The organism is Acidovorax sp. HMWF018 (assembly GCF_003061035.1).
Classification (GTDB): Bacteria; Pseudomonadota; Gammaproteobacteria; order Burkholderiales; family Burkholderiaceae_C; genus Acidovorax; species Acidovorax delafieldii.
The window spans coordinates 11,436-27,343 of record NZ_QAIM01000394.1 but is presented as its reverse complement, the minus strand read 5'-3'; the positions used below and the strand labels follow the sequence as shown (position 1 = coordinate 27,343).

Genomic DNA, 15,908 nt, shown 5'->3' with positions numbered 1-15,908 from the left:
GTGCAGGGGAGGCGGAGGGAGGCTCCGAGCGTGAAGCCGAGGCAAAGGGCAGCAGGCGCCGCAGGGACAAAAGCATAGCCCGCTAGTGTGCTGCCAGTTGCTTAAGCGCGCATTAATGTCCGGCGCCAAGACCCCGCGCATGGTGGGCCAAATGGTCGCCCACAAAGCTCTGCACAAAGTAGTAGCCGTGGTCGTAACCCGTGTGCCGGCGCAGCGTGAGCGGCTGGCCGATGGCCTGGCACGCGGCCTCGAACAGGTGGGGGTGCAACTGGTCGGCCAGGAATTTGTCGTCCAGCCCCTGGTCGATGAGGATGCCTGCCGGGTAGGGCGCGATGGGCTGGTGTTGCATCAGCACCGTGGCATCGTGCTCCAGCCAGGTGGTGCGGTCGGGGCCCAGGTAGCCGGTGAAGGCCTTTTCGCCCCAGGGGCACTGGGTGGGCGCGCAGATGGGCGCAAAGGCCGACACGGTCTTGAACCGGCCGGGGTGGCGCAGGGCGAGTGTGAGCGCGCCGTGCCCGCCCATGCTGTGGCCGAAGATGCCCAGGCGCTGCGCGTCTATGGGCAGGTGCTGGCCCACCAGGGGCAGCAGCTCTTGCAGCAGGTAGCTCTCCATGCGCCAGTGGGTGTTCCAGGGGCTCTGCGTGGCGTCGAGGTAGAAGCCCGCCCCCACGCCAAAGTCCCAGCTGGCCGTGGCGCCGGGCAGGGCCAACACGGCGTCGCCGCGCGGGCTGGTGTCGGGCGCGATCAGGGCCAGGCCCAGTTCGGCGGCCAGGCGCTGGGCTCCGGCCTTGATGGCAAAGGTCTCCTCGGTGCAGGTCAGCCCGGCCAGGTACAACACGGCGGGCACAGGGCCCTGTTGTGCCTGGGGGGGCAGGTACACCGAGAACTTCATCGGCAGGCCGATGGTTGTGGAGGTGTGTTGGTAAAAGCGCTGCTCGCCGCCAAAACAGGCGTGTTGGCTGAGCAGGTCCAGGGGAGTGGTCATAGTGTTTGCTCTTGAATTGATAGCTGCTCAGGCAATATTTCGTAGCGCTTGAGGCAGTTTTCGCTGGTAGGGAGCCTAAAAACCGGCTCCAGGCCGTTTGTCATGGCCCGCCAGGGCCAGCACCCAGAGTGCCCGGTTGTCTCTGGGGCTGTGGGCGCTGGCGAGTAGCCGAGTTACGCGGCGTATTTGACGACCGAGCGGATCGACTTGCCTTCGTGCATCAAGTCAAAGGCTTCGTTGATGTCCTTCAGGCCCATGGTGTGGGTCACAAAGGGCGCGAGCTGGATCTTGCCTGCCATCGCGTCTTCGACCATGCCGGGCAGCTCGCTGCGGCCCTTGACGCCGCCAAACGCCGTGCCCAGCCACTTGCGGCCGGTGACGAGCTGGAAGGGGCGGGTGCTGATCTCTTGCCCCGCGCCTGCCACGCCGATGATGACCGACTGGCCCCAGCCCCGGTGCGCGCATTCCAGTGCCGCGCGCATCACGTTCACGTTGCCGATGCACTCAAAGCTGTGGTCCACGCCCCAGGTTGTCATCTCGACGATGACCTGCTGGATGGGCTTGTCGAAGTCCTTGGGGTTCACGCAGTCGGTGGCGCCAAACACCTTAGCCAGGTCGAACTTGGAGGGGTTGGTGTCGATGGCGATGATGCGCCCGGCCTTGGCCAGCTTGGCGCCCTGGATCACGGCCAGGCCAATGCCGCCCAGGCCAAACACGGCCACCGTGTCGCCCTCTTGCACCTTGGCGGTGTTCTTGACAGCGCCCAGGCCCGTGGTCACACCGCAGCCCAGCAGGCAGACCTGCTCGGGGTTGGCGTTGGGATTGACCTTGGCGAGCGAGACCTCGGCCACCACGGTGTATTCGCTGAACGTGCTGCAGCCCATGTAGTGGTAGATGGGCTGGCCGTTGTAGCTGAAGCGCGTGGTGCCATCGGGCATCACACCTTTGCCCTGCGTGGCGCGCACGCTCACGCACAGATTGGTCTTGCCGCTCTTGCAGAACAGGCACTCGCCGCATTCGGCGGTGTAGAGCGGGATGACGTGGTCGCCGGGCTTCACGCTGGTCACGCCTTCGCCCACTTCCACCACGATGCCCGCGCCTTCATGGCCCAGCACCACGGGGAACAGGCCTTCGGGGTCGTCACCGCTCAGGGTAAAGGCGTCGGTGTGGCACACGCCGGTGTCGGTGATCTTGATAAGCACTTCGCCCTTTTTGGGCGGGGCGACGTCGATCTCGACGATCTGCAGGGGTTCTCCGGCTTTGAAGGCAACGGCGGCGCGGGATTTCATGGGGTGGTCCTTTCGGTCAATCGGGTAGCGAATGCGGGTGGGTGGTCTATTTGAGGTAGGAGCGAAGCAGCGCCAGCGTTTCGTCAATGGCTTGCTGGGACGGGGTCGGTTTTTCCGCCAGCGTCTCGCGTACGTGGCTGTCGAGCAGGTCGGCCATCAGTCCGTGCACGGCGCCACGCATGGCCGCCAGCTGCTGCAGGATAGGGGCGCAGTCACTGCCCGCTTCCACCGCGCGCTCCAGCGCCTCGGCCTGGCCCTTGATGCGGCGCAGGCGTGTGATGGCGCGTTGTTTGTCCTCGGCAGTGTGGGGCATGGTCAGGCGGCTGGCTGGTCGTTCACTGGGGTGTACTGGGTGGCAGTATAAAAGACAAGCACATATGCTGATTGCGCTACGGGCATTAAAAGGGCTATTACTCAGGGGGAGTATTCGAAAATTGGCAGTGAACCCCTCTCGATGAGCCATGAAAAAAGCCCGCAGGCACTGCCTGCGGGCTTTGTGGGGTGCGGGAGCGGCGCAGTGCGCCGCACCGATCAGCGGCTGGCCAGGGGAGGCACGTCGCGGCGCACGGAGCCGGTGAACAGCTGGCGGGGGCGGCCGATCTTGTACTCGGGGTCGCCGATCATTTCGTTCAGCTGGGCGATCCAGCCCACGGTGCGGGCCAGGCTGAAGATGCCGGTGAACAGGTTCACGGGGATGCCGATGGCGCGCTGCACGATGCCGGAGTAGAAGTCCACGTTCGGGTAGAGCTTGCGCTGCACGAAGTAGTCGTCTTCCAGGGCGATCTTTTCCAGTTCCTTGGCCAGCTTGAACAGCGGGTCGTTTTCGAGGCCCAGCTCGGCCAGCACTTCATTGCAAGTCTCTTGCATGAGCTTGGCGCGGGGGTCGTAGTTCTTGTACACGCGGTGGCCAAAGCCCATCAGCTTGACGCCAGAGTTCTTGTCCTTGACCTGCTTGATGAAGTCGCCGATCTTTTCCACGCCGCCTTGGGCCTGGATGTCGTACAGCATGTTCAGTGCAGCTTCATTGGCGCCGCCGTGGGCAGGGCCCCAGAGGCAGGCCACGCCCGCGGCGATGGCGGCGAACGGGTTGGTGCCCGACGAGCCGCACAGGCGCACGGTGGAGGTCGAGGCGTTCTGCTCGTGGTCAGCGTGCAGGATGAAGATGCGGTCCAGCGCGCGTTCCAGCACGGGGTTGACCTTGTACTCTTCGCAGGGCGTACCGAACATCATGCGCAGGAAGTTGCCTGCGTAGCTCAGGTGGTTCTGCGGGTACATGTAGGGCTGGCCCATGCCGTACTTGTAGGCCATTGCGACCAGCGTGGGCATCTTGGCGATCAGGCGGATCGCGGCGATCTCGCGGTGCTGCGGATTGTTGATGTCCGTGCTGTCGTGGTAGAAGGCCGACAGGGCACCCACCAGACCGGTCAGCACAGCCATGGGGTGCGCGTCGCGGCGGAAGCCACGCAGGAAGAACTGCATCTGCTCGTTGACCATGGTGTGGTTGGTCACGCGGCTGGTGAAGTCGGTCTTTTGTGCTGCGTTGGGCAGATCGCCGTACAGCAGCAGGTGGCAGGTTTCCAGGAAATCGCAGTTCTCAGCCAACTGCTCAATGGGGTAGCCGCGGTACAGCAACTCGCCCTTGTCGCCATCGATATAGGTGATGGCCGACTGGGTGGCTGCTGTGGACAGGAAGCCCGGGTCATAGGTGAACATGCCCGTCTGCGCATACAGCTTGCGGATGTCGATGACGTCCGGGCCGATGCTGCCCTGATAGACCGGCAGGTCCACGCTGGGGCTGCCGTTACTGAACGACAGGGTGGCTTTGTTGTCAGCTAGCTTCATTGTTACTTTCCTTGGGTAGGTTGCCGATACGAATCCGGTCTTGGTGCGAGGGCTGGGTGTCAGGCATGCACTGCCGTGGCGCCACCGCTTTGTCTCAGCATGCCGAGCACTTCACGCGCTTCTTGTGTGTCTTGTTCGCCCGAGGGCTCTCGCCGCCGCAGCAGCAGGTCCAGCAGGTCGTTGTCCGCCAGATCCATCAACGCGTTGAGGCCTTGGGCATGGCGCCGCGTCAGCGTCGATTCGAAGCGGTGGAAGAACTTCTCGATGAACAAGTCGTTCTCCAGCAGGCCGCGCCGGCAGCGCCAGTGCAGCTTGCTCAGCTCGCGTTCGTCCAGCAGCGGCGAAGCCGCCTCTGGCGCGATGGATGGGGTGGATAGCGTTTGCATGGACCGGTGTGTAGGACGATGAACGGGCCGCGCTCAGATGGCGCGGCGCACCATCAATTCCTTGATCTTGCCGATGGCCCGGGTGGGGTTCAGGCCCTTGGGGCACACGTCCACGCAGTTCATGATGGTGTGGCAGCGGAACAGGCGGTACGGGTCTTCCAGGTTGTCCAGGCGCTCCGTGGTGGCTTCGTCGCGGCTGTCGGCGATGAAGCGGTAGGCCTGCAGCAGACCGGCGGGGCCCACGAACTTGTCGGGGTTCCACCAGAAACTGGGGCAGCTGGTGGAGCAGCTGGCGCACAAAATGCACTCGTACAGGCCGTTCAGCTCTTCGCGCTCTTCAGGCGACTGCAGGCGCTCGGTTTCGGGCGGCACGTTGTCGTTGACGAGGTACGGCTTGATGGAGTTGTACTGCTTGAAGAACTGCGTCATGTCCACGATCAGGTCGCGGATGACTGGCAGGCCGGGCAGGGGCTTCAGGACCACGGTGCCGGGCAGCGTGTTCATGTTGGTCAGGCAGGCCAGGCCGTTCTTGCCGTTGATGTTCATGGCGTCCGAGCCACAAACACCTTCGCGGCAGGAGCGACGGAACGACAGGGTGGGGTCTTGCGCCTTGAGCTTCATCAGGGCGTCCAGCAGCATGCGTTCGCTGCCGTCGAGTTCGACTTCGACGGTCTGCATGTAGGGCTTGGCGTCCTTGTCAGGATCGTAGCGGTAGATTTGGAAGGTGCGTTTTGCCATGGTGGGTGCTCCTGTATCCGTTTAGAACGTGCGAACCTTGGGCGGAACTGAGTCCACGGTCAGGGGTTTGAGTTTGACGGGCTTGTAGGTCAGGCTGTTGCTCTCGCTGTGCCACAGGGTGTGCTTCATCCAGTTGGCATCGTCGCGGCCCAGTGGTGCCACTGGGTCGTCTGCGGGGCGCTCGTAGTCGCTCACGGTGTGGGCGCCACGGCATTCCTTGCGGGCAGCAGCAGACACCATCGTGGCTTGCGCAGCTTCGATCAGGTTCTCGACTTCCAGCGCTTCGATGCGCGCGGTGTTGAACACCTTGGAGTGGTCCTTCAGGCCCACGCTGTTCACACGGCTGCGCAGCTCGGCGATCTTCTTGACGCCTTCGTCCATGCTCGCCTGCGTGCGGAACACACCGGCGTGCAGTTGCATGCTGGCGCGGATGTCGTTGGCCACGTCCTGGGCATATTCGCCGCTGCTGGCGCCTTGCAGGCGGTTGAGGCGCTCCAAGGTGCGGTCGGCCGCATCCTTGGGCAGGGGCTTGTGGTTCTTGTTCTTGTCGTTGAACTCAACGATGTGGTTGCCGGCTGCGCGGCCGAACACCAGCAGGTCCAGCAGCGAGTTGGTGCCCAGGCGGTTGGCGCCGTGCACCGATACGCAAGAGCATTCGCCCACCGCGTACAGGCCGTTGACCACGAGGTTGTCATTGCCGCCTTGCTGCACCACCACCTGGCCGTTGATGTTGGTGGGAATGCCACCCATCTGGTAGTGGATAGTGGGCACCACAGGGATCGGCTCCTTGGTGATGTCCACGTTGGCAAAGTTGACGCCGATTTCGTACACCGAGGGCAGGCGCTTGTGGATGGTTTCTGCGCCCAGGTGGTCCAGCTTGAGCAGCACGTAGTCCTTGTTGGGACCACAGCCACGGCCTTCCTTGATCTCCTGGTCCATCGAGCGGGACACGAAGTCGCGCGGTGCCAGGTCCTTCAAGGTGGGCGCATAGCGCTCCATGAACCGCTCGCCATTGCTGTTGAGCAAAATTGCGCCTTCACCGCGGCAGCCTTCGGTCAGCAGCACGCCCGCGCCGGCCACGCCGGTGGGGTGGAACTGCCAGAACTCCATGTCTTCCAGCGGAATGCCGGCGCGTGCGGCCATGCCCAGGCCGTCACCGGTGTTGATGAAGGCGTTGGTCGAGGCAGCAAAAATGCGGCCTGCTCCGCCAGTGGCCAGCAGCGTGGTCTTGGCTTCGAGGATGTGCAGGTCGCCGGTTTCCATTTCGAGCGCCGTCACGCCCACCACGTCGCCGTCGGCGTCGCGGATCAGGTCCAGGGCCATCCACTCCACGAAGAAGTTGGTGCGGGCCTTGACGTTTTGCTGATACAGCGTGTGCAGCATGGCGTGGCCGGTGCGGTCGGCTGCAGCGCAAGCGCGTTGCACGGGCTTTTCGCCATAGTTGGCGGTGTGGCCGCCGAAGGGGCGCTGGTAGATCGTGCCGTCGGTGTTGCGGTCAAAGGGCATGCCCATGTGTTCCAGGTCGTACACGACCTTGGGGGCTTCGCGGCACATGAACTCGATCGCATCCTGGTCGCCGAGCCAGTCGGAGCCCTTGATGGTGTCGTAGAAGTGGTAGTGCCAGTTGTCCTCGGACATGTTGCCCAGCGACGCGCCGATGCCGCCCTGGGCAGCGACGGTGTGCGAACGGGTGGGGAATACCTTGGAGAGAACCGCAACGTTCAGGCCCGCGCGGGCCAGTTGCAGGGATGCCCGCATGCCGGAGCCGCCGGCTCCGATGATGATGACGTCGAACTTGCGCTTGGTGATGTTGGCTTGTGTGTAGCTCATTGTGTACCTTCAATCGCGGGAATCAGAGACGCCACAGAACCTGGATGCCCCAGCCGGCGCAGCTGACCAGCCAGACAATGCTGAACACTTGCAGTGCCAGACGCAGGCCCACGGGCTTGATGTAGTCCATCAGGACTTCGCGCAGGCCGACCCACGCATGCCAGGCAATCGCGACGATCACGGAGAAGGTCAGCACCTTCATCCATTGGGCCGAGAAAATGCCCGCCCATTTGTCGTAGCCGATGGGGCCTTTGGAGAAGATGACCTGGGCCAGCAGGGCCAGGGTGAACAGCGCCATCAGGACTGCCGTGACGCGCTGGCTGAGCCAGTCGCGCAGACCATAGTGGGCGCCGACGACGACGCGCTTGGAACCGTAATTGACGGACATGGAAATTTCCTCTCGTTCTTCAACAGGCGCTGGCTGGCAGCGACCGCCGTTTTTTGTGGGTTGATCAGTACAGGCCGAAAAGCTTGGCGCCCAGCACCAGGGCCAACCCAATGCTGATGACCAGAACGGTCAGGGCAGAGCTCTTGCCAAATTGCTTGTTCACGGCGCTGTGGCTCACGTCCATCCACAGGTGGCGCAGGCCGGCCGTGAAGTGGTGCAGGTAGGCCCAGATCAGCGCCAAAGCGACCAGCTTGATGAACCAGCCGGGCACAAAGCCGATGCCGATGTTGAAGGCCGCCGAGAATTTGGCGAACGAGATTTCGGAAGACACCGAGGTGTCGAACATCCAGATGATGAAAGGCAGCAGCAGGAACATGATCAGTCCGCTGGCGCGGTGCAAGATCGAAACCCACGCGGCAGGTGTCATGCGGTAGGTCGTCAAGTCCTTGAAGGCATTGATGTTGCGGAATTCAGGCCGTTTTTTGGCTAGTTCTGTCATTTCTGGTGCTTTCGTGGATGTAACTGCTTTGTAATTTGAAGATGCAAAGAACGCAAAATTCTATTGCAACGCAACACAAGGGTTTAGCCGGGCTTGAAATTTTCGACGTTAATGCTCGGGTGCCAGCCTGCTGTCAGCTCAATTCATTACGGTAGTGGTGGGTATCGGTGCGATACAGCCCGCGGCGTAACTCCATGGGAACATCGTTGTAGGTGTAGGCAATGCGCTCGACGCTCAGCAGCGGTGTCACGGGTGTGATTTGCAGCAGTTGGGCTTGTTCCTCGTCGGGCAGCACGGCGCGGATTTTTTCTTCGGCCCGCACCATGCGCACGCCAAAGTCGAGTTCGAACATGGCGTAGGTCGGTCCCTGGTAGTTGGCGAGCTGCTCGGCGGTGAGGCCTTTGAAGGCTTGTCCGGGCAGCCAGATGTCTTCCAAAATGGTGGGCACTCCTGCAAACGACAGGATGCGCCGTGCCTGCATGACGGCATCGCCGCTGCGCAGCGCCAGTGCGCGGGCCACATCGGCGTTGGCCCGCACGCGGCGGCAATCGATCACGCGGCGCTGCGCAGGGCCTTCCACGCGGGCGTCTCCGGTGTCGGGCAACAGCTTCAGAAATCGGTACTGCACATGCTGCTCGGCGTGGGTGGCGACAAAAGTGCCTTTGCCCTGCCGGCGCATCACCAGGTTCTCTGCGGCCAGTTCGTCAATCGCCTTGCGTACGGTGCCCTGGCTGACGCGAAAACGTGCAGCCAGCTCCATTTCGCTCGGAATGGCCTCGCCAGGCTTCCATTCGCCCTGCTGCAGGCTTTGCAGGATCAGCCCCTTGATCTGTTGGTACAGCGGGCTGAACGCTGGCGTGGCGGCTCCCGCTGCGCTCTGCGGGGGCGCGGGGCTGTCTGCTGCGAACGGAAGCGATGACATGGTGTGGGATCTGTAAGTTGTGCGTGTGTTGTGGTGCGGCAATGCGGTTGCCACATGACAATCGAACGACAAATGGGGTGCAATCATATCTTATATAAGACATAAGACAAATTGACCGGGGTGTCCAATCAGGGGTAAACTCCAATGCTGTTTTGCGGGGCACGGGCTACTGGTGACAGGCGCTGGTGCTTGCGTTGCACTCACACCTGTTTTCCTCACTTCCTGGAGTTTTCACCATGAGCAAGAAGCCCGTTCGCGTTGCTGTCACCGGCGCCGCCGGTCAAATCGGTTACGCACTGCTGTTCCGTATCGCCTCCGGCGAAATGCTGGGCAAGGACCAGCCGGTCATTCTGCAATTGCTCGAAGTCCCTGTCGAAGGTCCTCAAAAGGCGCTCAAGGGCGTGATGATGGAGCTGGACGACTGCGCCTTCCCGCTGCTGGTCGAAATGACCGCCCATAGCGATCCCATGACCGCCTTCAAGGATGCCGACTATGCACTTCTGGTCGGCTCCCGCCCACGTGGCCCTGGCATGGAGCGTGCCGAGCTGCTGGCCGTCAACGGCGCCATCTTCACGGCACAAGGCAAGGCCCTGAATGCCGTGGCTTCGCGTGACGTGAAGGTGCTGGTGGTGGGCAACCCTGCCAACACCAATGCCTACATCGCCATGAAGTCGGCCCCTGACCTGCCACGCAAGAACTTCACGGCCATGCTGCGCCTGGACCACAACCGCGCTGCCAGCCAGATCGCCGCCAAGACCGGCAAGGCTGTGGCCGACATCGAAAAGCTGACCGTGTGGGGCAACCACTCGCCCACGATGTACGCCGACTACCGTTTTGCCACCATCAAGGGCGAAAGCGTGGCCAAGATGATCAACGATCAGGAGTGGAACGCCAACACATTCCTGCCCACCGTTGGAAAGCGCGGCGCCGCCATCATTGAAGCCCGTGGCCTGTCGTCGGCAGCGTCTGCAGCCAATGCCGCCATCGACCACATGCGCGACTGGGCCCTGGGCACCAACGGCAAGTGGGTCACCATGGGTGTTCCATCCAACGGCGAATACGGCATTCCCAAGGACACGATGTTTGGTTTCCCCGTGACCTGCGAAAACGGCGAGTACAAGATTGTTGAAGGTCTGGACATCGACGCGTTCTCGCAAGAGCGTATCAACATCACGCTGGCCGAACTGCAAGGCGAGCAAGACGGCGTCAAGCACCTGCTGTAATCAAGCTGGTAAACGACGCGATGCAGCCGACGCCTTTGGCATCGGGCCTTCGGGCCGTCCAAGCCTCTGTACCGGGGCCGGGCGTTGCGTCCGTCCATCCGCGCGATGTGTTGCTCGGCGCCCAGGCGCAGACTGGTTTTTTGCCAGTCTGCGACCACTACAGCGGCGTGGAAGTGCGCATGCGCAAAAGCCTGCAATTGCAGGCAGAGATGACGCAGGAATTTGGCACCTGCGTCTTTGATGTCACTCTCGATTGTGAAGATGGCGCGCCTGTCGGGCTGGAGTCCCAGCATGCGTCGCTGGTGGCGCGTATGGCAGCCGCTGCGGCTCCAGGGGCTCGGGTAGCGGCTCGTGTTCATGCGGTGGATCACCCCGCTTTTGTCAATGATGTCGCCGCGATTGCGGGCGAGGCAGGACACAGGCTGTGCCATCTCATGGTGCCCAAGGTCGAGTCGGTGGATGATGTGCTGATGGCTGAACGTGCGTTGGAGCGCGCGTCGGCGGCTCATGTGCCTCTGCATGTGTTGATCGAGTCCCCCGCTGCCGTGCAGCGCGCTTTTGAAATCGCTTCCCATCCCCGCGTCCAGAGCCTGAGTTTTGGCCTCATGGATTTTGTGTCCGCCCATGGAGGCGCCATTCCCGCACAGGCCATGACCTCTGCCGGGCAGTTCACGCACCCGCTGGTGGTGCGTGCCAAGCTCGAAATCGCCTCGGCGTGCCACGCGCATGGCAAGGTGCCTTCCCATTGCGTAGTGACTGAGTTTTCGGACATGGCAGCCCTGCAAGGTGCTGCCGTCCGCGCATCGCGCGAGCTGGGCTACACACGGATGTGGAGCATCCATCCGGCGCAGATACGCACCATCCTGCAGGCCTTTGCGCCCCTGCAGGACGATATCGACACCGCAGCCCGGATCATTTCGGCGGCAGCCTTGGAGGACTGGGCACCCATCAGTGTGGATGGGGTATTGCATGACCGTGCCAGCTACCGCTTTTATTGGCAGATTCTGGAGCGCGCCCACAGCACTGGGCGCGCACTACCCTTGGCGGTGCGTCACTGGTTTGACGCATCGACTCTCGTTCCATCGTGAACACCCCTGGACATTTCCACGCAGGACTTCCCATGAAATTCGTCATTGCCTCCGCTCTCATGTTGCTGGCTCCGGCCTTTGCCTTGGCACAAACAACAGCCCAGCCAGCGGCCAAGTCCGACACCAAGGCTGCAGCCAAACCCGCTGCCAAGCCAACCGCCAAGACGGCCGCCAAGCCAGCAGATGGCAAGACCGCAGCCAAGGCTCCCGCCAAGAGCCATGCCACTGCCAAGGCCGAACCCACCAGCAGCCGTACCCAGCTCAAGAGCGCCACCAACCAGGTGGCGGCCGGCATCATCGCCGCTGAAGCGGCCCTGTCGCCCGCCGAACTGGCGATTGCGGAGCGCGTGCACGTGGGGCGCATGCCCTGCGAGCTCGGTGCTTTTGTCACGGTGACAGCCGATCCCGCCACCCCAGGCCACTTCCATGTGGAAGGCAAGGGTTTCAAGTACTACATGTCGCCGGTGGCCACGACCACGGGCACTGTGCGCCTGGAGGACGCCAAGGGTGGTGCCGTGTGGCTGCAGATCGCCAACAAATCCATGCTGATGAACCAGCGCGCTGGTCAGCGTCTGGCTGACGAGTGCATGAGCCCTGAGCAGGTGGTGGTGGCGGAAGCCATCAAGAAGAACCCGCCTGTGAGCGTGCTGGACCCGCTGCCCGCCACCAAATAAAAACCGCACGCACCCATCAACGACTGGTGTGTGCCGAGCCCACCGCTACACGCTACGCCCCACTTTAGAACGCAACTGGAGAAAACAATGTTGAAAGCCTACCGAGACCATGCTGCCGAACGCGCCGCACTGGGTATCCCCCCTCTGCCCCTGGACGCCAAGCAGGTGGCTGAGCTGATCGAATTGATCAAGAACCCACCCGCTGGTGAAGAGGCCTTTTTGCTGGACCTGCTCACCCATCGCGTGCCGCCTGGCGTGGACGACGCTGCCAAGGTCAAGGCCAGCTTCCTGGCTGCCGTGGCGCACGGCGACATCACCGTGGGTCTGATCTCCAAGGCCAAGGCCACGGAACTACTGGGCACCATGGTGGGTGGCTACAACGTGCACCCGCTGATTGAATTGCTGGACGACGCCGAAGTGGCTGGTGTGGCCGCAGAGGGTCTGAAGAAGACGCTGCTGATGTTCGACTTCTTCAATGACGTCGCTGTGAAAGCCAAGGCAGGCAATGCCAAGGCGCAGGAAGTCATCAAAAGCTGGGCCGATGCCGAGTGGTTCACCACCCGTCCTGAGGTCGAGAAGAAGATTACCGTCACGGTGTTCAAGGTGCCCGGTGAGACCAACACCGACGACCTGTCGCCCGCACCGGATGCCTGGAGCCGCCCAGACATCCCGCTGCACTACCTGGCCATGCTGAAGAACACCCGCCCTGATGCGGCGTTCAAGCCCGAAGAAGACGGCAAGCGTGGTCCGATGCAGTTCATCGAAGACCTCAAGAAGAAGGGCAACCTCGTGGCCTACGTGGGCGACGTGGTGGGCACCGGTTCCAGCCGCAAGTCGGCCACCAACAGTGTGATCTGGGCCACGGGCCAGGACATCCCGTTTGTGCCGAACAAGCGTTTTGGCGGCGTGACCCTGGGCGGCAAGATCGCTCCCATCTTCTTCAACACGCAAGAAGATTCGGGCTCGCTGCCGATCGAAGTCGATGTATCCAAGCTCGAAATGGGCGACGTGGTCGACATCCTTCCCTATGACGGCAAGATCGTGAAGAACGGTGCCACCGTGGCCGAGTTCAAGCTCAAGAGCGATGTGCTGTTTGACGAAGTGCGTGCGGGCGGCCGTATCAACCTCATCATCGGCCGTTCGCTGACGGCCAAGGCACGTGAGTTCCTGGGCCTGCCAGCCTCCACGCTGTTCCGCCTGCCCCAGGCACCTGCCGCTTCGAAGGCCGGCTTCACCCTCGCTCAGAAGATGGTTGGCCGCGCCGTGGGTCTGCCAGAAGGCCAGGGCGTGCGCCCCGGTACCTACTGCGAACCCAAGATGACGACCGTGGGCTCGCAAGACACCACCGGTCCGATGACCCGCGACGAGCTGAAAGACCTGGCCTGCCTGGGCTTCTCGGCCGATCTGGTCATGCAGTCGTTCTGCCACACGGCGGCCTACCCCAAGCCCGTGGACGTGAAGACCCACCGCGAACTGCCTGCGTTCATCAGCAACCGTGGTGGCGTGGCCCTGCGTCCTGGCGACGGCGTGATCCACAGCTGGCTCAACCGCCTGCTGCTGCCTGACACCGTGGGTACGGGCGGCGACTCGCACACGCGTTTCCCCATCGGTATTTCGTTCCCGGCAGGCTCTGGCCTGGTGGCTTTCGGCGCTGCGACGGGTGTGATGCCTCTGGACATGCCCGAGTCGGTGCTGGTGCGCTTCAAGGGCGAAATGCAGCCGGGCGTGACGCTGCGCGACCTGGTGCACGCGATTCCGCTGTACGCGATCAAGGCTGGTCTGCTGACGGTGGCCAAGGCGGGCAAGAAGAACATCTTCTCGGGCCGCATTCTGGAAATCGAAGGCCTGCCCAACCTGAAGGTCGAGCAAGCGTTTGAACTGTCGGACGCTTCGGCGGAGCGCTCCGCCGCTGGTTGCACCATCAAGCTCAACCCTGAGCCGGTCAAGGAATACCTCACCAGCAACGTGGTGCTGATGAAGAACATGATCGCTGACGGCTATGCCGATGCCCGCACGCTGCAGCGCCGCATCGAGAAGGTGGAAGCCTGGTTGGCCAACCCCAACCTGCTCGAAGCCGACAAGGATGCCGAATACGCCGCCGTCATCGAGATCGATCTGGCCGACATCAAGGAACCCATCCTGTGCTGCCCCAACGACCCCGACGACGCCAAGACCCTGTCGGAAGTGGCTGGCACCAAGATCGATGAAGCCTTCATTGGTTCTTGCATGACCAACATCGGCCACTTCCGCGCAGCAGCCAAGCTGCTGGGCGGCAGCCGTGACATCCCCGTCAAGCTGTGGGTGGCTCCGCCCACCAAGATGGACGAGAGCGAACTGATCAAGGAAGGCCATTACGCCAACTTTGGTGCTGCCGGCGCCCGTACCGAAATGCCCGGCTGCTCGCTGTGCATGGGCAACCAGGCGCAGGTGCGCGAAGGCGCTACGGTGGTGTCCACCTCCACCCGCAACTTCCCCAACCGCCTGGGCAAGAACACCAACGTGTTCCTGGCCTCCGCCGAGCTGGCCGCCATCGCGTCCAAGCTGGGCAAGATCCCCTCGGTGGCCGAATACCACGAAGCCATGGGTATCGTGAACAAGGACGGCGCTTCGATCTACAAGTACCTGAACTTCGACCAGATCGAAGAGTACGCAGAAACCGCCAAGGGCGTCATCGCCTGATCTTCGCGCTCTTTGCGCAACAGAAGCGGCCCTCAGGGGCCGCTTTTTTTTGGCCCACCTTGGGTGTCACACAAACGTCATCCATTCGTCACTATGCTGGAGTCCATAACAAGACATCCATAACAACAACAAAAGGAGGGAGCCATGGGCAACACCATGGGCCGAGGGGTATTGCTGGTTTTCTGCGCCATCTTTGCGGTGGTGTTCGGTGCCGGTGGGTATTGGGCAGGTTTGCGGCCCTTGGCTGAAACGGCGCTGGCAGCCTGGACCGTGCGCTCATGGCAGCCTGTGCCGGCCCAGGTGCTGGATGTGCAACTGAAGCAGCACGCGGGCAGCGAGGGTGGCACCACCTACCAGGTGCTGGCTCGGTACCGCTACACCGTGGCGGGCCAAACGTACGAAGCGCAGCGCGTGGGGCTGGACCCGAACTCCAGTGCCGACAACGTCGGCGACTGGCAGACGCAATGGCACCGCGCCCTGCGCCAAGCGCAGGAGCGGGGCGAATCCATCACCGCCTGGGTCAACCCCAAGGCCCCGGCCCAAGCCCTGCTGGACCGCAGCATCCGCTGGCGGCTGCAAATTTTTCGGCTGCCGTTTGCCCTGGTGTTCACCGGCGTCGGGGGGGCTGCTGCATGGATGTTTCTGCGCATCTTGAGGCGCCCCCAGGACGATGTGCCAGACCTGGAGCCAACGCATTCCCTGGCCAAGGGGCAGGGGGCGCTGTGGTTCTTCGCGGTATTCTGGTGTGGCATCGCTTTCCCTATGGCCGCCTTGTTCTGGTCGGACGGCAAAGGGCCCTGGTGGGCCAAGGGCTTCATGGGCGTCTTTGTGGTGATCGGCGTGGGCCTGGTCGCTGCCGCCTGGCAGAACAGCCGCAAGGCCTGGCGCTACCAGGGGGTTGGTATGACGGCCCTGCCATCGCGGCCCACGGCGGGGCGATCGGTCGAAATCACGCTGGTGTTGCCTGCGCGGGCTGTACCGCAAGCGGGGTCCGAAAACCTGCGCATGCAGCTGGCGCAATACCGTGTGGACGAATCCAGCTCCGGTTCGCCCGAGCGCCAGGTGGAGGTACTGAACGCCACGGCGCGGCACCAGCCGACGGGCGATGGCGGCATGCGACTGGTAGCGCGTTTTGAACTGCCTGATGACTCCCCCACCCATGGTTCGCGGCGCGGTGGCGAGCGGGTGGACTGGCGACTGGAACTGGTGCGCGCCGATGGTGCGCTGGAGCTGGCGTATGACCTGGCGGTCCAGGCCGCCACCCCGTCCTGGGCTGAGGCCGCTTCGGTGCCGGACCGCTTTGACCGGTGGGCGCAGTGGACGCAGGAAGTCCCCATCGAGCCGGTCGTCTTGGGCCGCGATGCC

Annotated in this window: 15 protein-coding genes; 5 read left to right on the top strand and 10 right to left on the bottom strand. The window is 62.9% G+C overall.

Going from position 1 to position 15,908, the window contains the following annotated elements:
* Positions 1-112: 112 nt before the first annotated feature.
* The 10 genes from fghA to DBR23_RS15690 all read right to left on the bottom strand — a co-directional run bounded on the left by fghA (position 113) and on the right by DBR23_RS15690 (position 8,879).
* Positions 113-985, bottom strand: a complete 873-nt coding sequence (fghA, locus tag DBR23_RS15735) for an S-formylglutathione hydrolase (RefSeq protein WP_108498863.1) — start codon at positions 983-985, stop codon at positions 113-115.
* 173 nt (positions 986-1,158) lie between these two features.
* Entirely contained in the window at positions 1,159-2,274 is a 1,116-nt protein-coding gene (locus DBR23_RS15730) for an S-(hydroxymethyl)glutathione dehydrogenase/class III alcohol dehydrogenase (protein ID WP_099730773.1), read from the bottom strand.
* 46 nt (positions 2,275-2,320) lie between these two features.
* Complete coding sequence (locus DBR23_RS15725) at positions 2,321-2,587, bottom strand: metal/formaldehyde-sensitive transcriptional repressor (protein ID WP_108498862.1); 267 nt, start codon at positions 2,585-2,587, stop codon at positions 2,321-2,323.
* 218 nt (positions 2,588-2,805) lie between these two features.
* Positions 2,806-4,116 carry a citrate synthase gene (locus tag DBR23_RS15720; protein WP_056064903.1) on the bottom strand — a complete coding sequence of 437 codons (1,311 nt, stop codon included), beginning with the start codon at positions 4,114-4,116 and terminating at the stop codon, positions 2,806-2,808.
* Between the two features lie 59 nt (positions 4,117-4,175).
* A complete protein-coding gene (locus DBR23_RS15715) occupies positions 4,176-4,502 on the bottom strand; it encodes a succinate dehydrogenase assembly factor 2 (RefSeq protein ID WP_056064900.1) in 327 nt (108 codons plus the stop codon).
* 33 nt (positions 4,503-4,535) lie between these two features.
* Positions 4,536-5,240 carry a succinate dehydrogenase iron-sulfur subunit gene (locus DBR23_RS15710; protein WP_015015057.1) on the bottom strand — a complete coding sequence of 235 codons (705 nt, stop codon included), beginning with the start codon at positions 5,238-5,240 and terminating at the stop codon, positions 4,536-4,538.
* 21 nt (positions 5,241-5,261) lie between these two features.
* The gene (gene sdhA / locus DBR23_RS15705) at positions 5,262-7,070 is read right to left on the bottom strand and encodes a succinate dehydrogenase flavoprotein subunit (RefSeq protein ID WP_108498861.1); all 1,809 of its coding nucleotides are present in this window, start codon (positions 7,068-7,070) and stop codon (positions 5,262-5,264) included.
* A 22-nt stretch (positions 7,071-7,092) separates the two neighbouring features.
* The gene (gene sdhD / locus DBR23_RS15700; RefSeq protein ID WP_015015055.1) at positions 7,093-7,458 is read right to left on the bottom strand and encodes a succinate dehydrogenase, hydrophobic membrane anchor protein; all 366 of its coding nucleotides are present in this window, start codon (positions 7,456-7,458) and stop codon (positions 7,093-7,095) included.
* 64 nt (positions 7,459-7,522) lie between these two features.
* Positions 7,523-7,957, bottom strand: a complete 435-nt coding sequence (gene sdhC / locus DBR23_RS15695) for a succinate dehydrogenase, cytochrome b556 subunit (protein WP_056064896.1) — start codon at positions 7,955-7,957, stop codon at positions 7,523-7,525.
* A gap of 133 nt (positions 7,958-8,090) precedes the next feature.
* The gene (locus DBR23_RS15690) at positions 8,091-8,879 is read right to left on the bottom strand and encodes a GntR family transcriptional regulator (RefSeq protein WP_056064891.1); all 789 of its coding nucleotides are present in this window, start codon (positions 8,877-8,879) and stop codon (positions 8,091-8,093) included.
* 236 nt (positions 8,880-9,115) lie between these two features.
* On the opposite strand from DBR23_RS15690, the gene DBR23_RS15685 reads away from it, so the two are divergent.
* From DBR23_RS15685 to DBR23_RS30790, 5 genes are all read left to right on the top strand, one after another.
* Positions 9,116-10,102 (top strand): malate dehydrogenase, encoded by a 987-nt coding sequence (locus DBR23_RS15685; protein ID WP_056064888.1) that lies wholly within the window; start codon positions 9,116-9,118, stop codon positions 10,100-10,102.
* Positions 10,103-10,122: 20 nt separating this feature from the next.
* Positions 10,123-11,190 (top strand): CoA ester lyase, encoded by a 1,068-nt coding sequence (locus tag DBR23_RS15680; RefSeq protein WP_108498860.1) that lies wholly within the window; start codon positions 10,123-10,125, stop codon positions 11,188-11,190.
* Positions 11,191-11,222: 32 nt separating this feature from the next.
* Complete coding sequence (locus DBR23_RS15675) at positions 11,223-11,864, top strand: hypothetical protein (RefSeq protein WP_108498859.1); 642 nt, start codon at positions 11,223-11,225, stop codon at positions 11,862-11,864.
* Positions 11,865-11,951: 87 nt separating this feature from the next.
* Positions 11,952-14,543: a bifunctional aconitate hydratase 2/2-methylisocitrate dehydratase gene (acnB, locus tag DBR23_RS15670; protein ID WP_108498858.1), complete on the top strand. Its 2,592-nt coding sequence runs from the start codon at positions 11,952-11,954 to the stop codon at positions 14,541-14,543.
* Between the two features lie 144 nt (positions 14,544-14,687).
* The coding region (locus DBR23_RS30790; protein WP_233250487.1) for a DUF3592 domain-containing protein at positions 14,688-15,908 on the top strand (1,221 nt) is incomplete at its 3' end.